The organism is Piscinibacter defluvii (assembly GCF_004011805.1).
Classification (GTDB): domain Bacteria; phylum Pseudomonadota; class Gammaproteobacteria; order Burkholderiales; family Burkholderiaceae_C; genus Piscinibacter; species Piscinibacter defluvii.
This window is the reverse complement of sequence record NZ_RCHJ01000088.1, coordinates 1-2,625: the sequence shown is the minus strand read 5'-3', so window position 1 is coordinate 2,625 and position 2,625 is coordinate 1. Positions and strand designations below refer to the sequence as shown.

Sequence of the window (2,625 nt, the reverse complement as noted above, 5' to 3'; positions counted from 1 at the left end):
TGTTGGCGCCGACTGAAATTTGACCCACTTGAGAGGATCGTGCCGATCGAAATTTGACCCAGGTGTTCAACCTACCCTGCCCGACTTATCCACAGCGGGGCGGGGTGTGAGGAGTGATCACCATGGCCATGATTGGCAAGGTCTTGCGGATGCGACACCGCGAGAACAAGTCGGTGCGGGAGATCGTCAAGGCGACGAGTCTTGCGAGGAACACGGTGCGCAAGTACTTGCGCATCGGCAAGGCAGAGGCGCCGAAGTACAGGCGGCCGGAGGTGCCGACGAAGCTGGCACCGTTCGTGGAGGCTGTGCAGCAGGCGCTGCTGGCCGATGCGAGGCGGCCGAAGAAGGAGCGGCGCACGGCAAAGGCGCTGCACACGCAGTTGGCTGCGGCGGGCTATGACGGCGGCTACAGCCGGCTGACCGACTACATCCGTGCGTGGCGCGCCGAGCGCGGCGGCGTGCAGGTGGGCGATGCCTACGTGCCGCTGAGCTTCGAACTGGGTGAGGCCTTCCAGTTCGACTGGAGCGAGGAGCCGCTGGTCATCGGCGGCGTGTACCAGCGGCTGCAGGTGGCGCACACGAAGCTGTGCGCGAGCCGGGCGTTCTGGCTGGTGGCCTACCCCAGCCAGGGCCACGAGATGCTGTTCGATGCCCACACCCGGTCGTTCACTGCGCTGGGCGGCGTGGCCAGGCGGGGCATCTACGACAACATGAAGACCGCCGTGGACCGCGTCGGCAAGGGCAAGGCGCGCGAGGTCAACCTGCGCTTCACGACCATGTGCGCGCACTACCTGTTCGATGCCGACTTCTGCAACGTCGCGTCGGGCTGGGAGAAGGGCGTCGTTGAGAAGAACGTGCAGGACAGCCGGCGGCGGATCTGGCTGGACGCGCGGGACCAGCGCTTCAGCAGCCTGGACGAACTCAACGCCTGGCTGGGCGAGCGGTGCCGCGCGCTGTGGGCTGAGCTGAGGCATCCCGAGCACAAGGCGTTCAGCGTGCTGGAGATGCTTGAGCTGGAGCGACAGCACCTGATGCCGATGCCGGCGCCGTTCGACGGCTACGTGCAGGAGTTCAGCCGTGTCAGCAGCACCTGCCTGGTGACGGTGGCGCGCAACCGCTACTCGGTGCCGTGCGAGTGGGCGCGGCACACGGTGAGCACGCGGCTGTACCCGGGCCGGGTGGTGATCGTGGCGGAGGATCGCGTGGTGGCCGAGCACGAGCGGCAGCCGGGCAAGGGCAAGACGGTGTACGACTGGATGCACTACGTGCCGCTGCTGCAGAGGAAGCCCGGCGCGTTGCGCAACGGCGCGCCGTTCAAGGACCTGCCCGAGCCGCTGGCCAGGCTGCGCCAAGCCCTGCTCAAGCACGCAGGGGGCGACCGGCTGATGGCCCAGGTGCTGGACCTGGTGCAGCTGGCCGGGCTGGATGCCGTGCTGGTGGCGGCCGAACTGGCCATGGAGCGTGCCGGGCCCAGCGGCCGGGTCAGCCCGGAGCACGTGGGCAACGTGCTGGCCCGGCTGACGGCGCCACCCCGACCAGAGAACGTTGCTACGGCGCTGGGCGCGTTGACCAAGCCCGTGGCCGATACGGCGCGCTACGACCGGCTGCGGCGCATCGAGGCTGAACAAGGAGCCGAAGATGCGTGACGTCATCAGTGAACTGAAGGCACTGCGTCTGCACGGCATGGCCGCCACCTGGGCCGAACTGGGCGAGCAGAGCAACGGCGAGCTGGAGCGTTCGCGCTGGCTCATCGAGCACATGCTTAAGGCTGAGGCCAGTGACCGGGCCACGCGCTCGGTGAGCTACCAGATGGCCGCGGCCAGGTTCCCCGTGCACCGCGATATGGCGGGCTTCGACTTCGATGTCTCGCCGGTGGACCGCAAGCTCGTCACCCAGCTGGCCAGCTGCGAGTTCACCGTCGCCGCGCACAACGCGGTGCTGGTGGGCGGGCCCGGCACCGGCAAGAGCCACCTGGCCACGGCCATCGGCGTGGCCGGCATCACCGAGCACGGCAAGCGGGTGCGGTTCTACTCGACGGTGGACCTGGTCAACGCGCTGGAACGCGAGAAGGCCGAAGGCAAGGCTGGGCGCATCGCAGCCAGCCTGCTGCGCCTGGACTTGGTCATCCTGGACGAGCTGGGCTACCTGCCGTTCAGCCAGGGCGGCGGTGCGCTGCTGTTCCACCTGCTGAGCAAGCTGTACGAGCACACCAGCGTGGTGATCACGACCAACCTGGACTTCGCCGAGTGGTCCACCGTGTTCGTCGACGCGAAGATGACCACGGCGCTGCTGGACAGGCTCACGCACCACTGCCACATCGTGGAGACCGGCAACGAGAGCTACCGCGTCACGCAGGCCACAGCCAGCACGAAGCGGCGCATAAAGGCCCGGGAGCAGGAGCGCCGGGCCCGGCCTGCAGAGGCGGGCTGACCGCGCGGCCGCGGGGCGGCAAGCCTCTACGGGCTACGCCCTGCGCGGCTTGCCGCCCCGCGAAGGACATCCGAACACAAACCGAAAGGAGCAAGCAGCTACAGTTGTCCACAGCCGGGATCAAGCGATCCCGGCCACCAGCCCTGGGTCAAAGTTCAGTCGGCAGGGTGGGTCAAAGTTCGATCGGCGCGGACA

2 protein-coding genes are annotated in these 2,625 nt (G+C 68.0%); both read left to right on the top strand.

Features of this window, described 5'->3' with window-relative positions; all coding sequences use genetic code 11:
• The first annotated feature begins 122 nt into the window (after positions 1-122).
• Entirely contained in the window at positions 123-1,646 is a 1,524-nt protein-coding gene (gene istA / locus D9C15_RS32930; RefSeq protein WP_128003681.1) for an IS21 family transposase, read from the top strand.
• Positions 1,639-2,430 (top strand): IS21-like element helper ATPase IstB, encoded by a 792-nt coding sequence (gene istB / locus D9C15_RS32925; protein ID WP_128003680.1) that lies wholly within the window; start codon positions 1,639-1,641, stop codon positions 2,428-2,430. Before istA ends, istB begins: the two co-directional genes overlap by 8 nt.
• Positions 2,431-2,625: the final 195 nt, after the last annotated feature.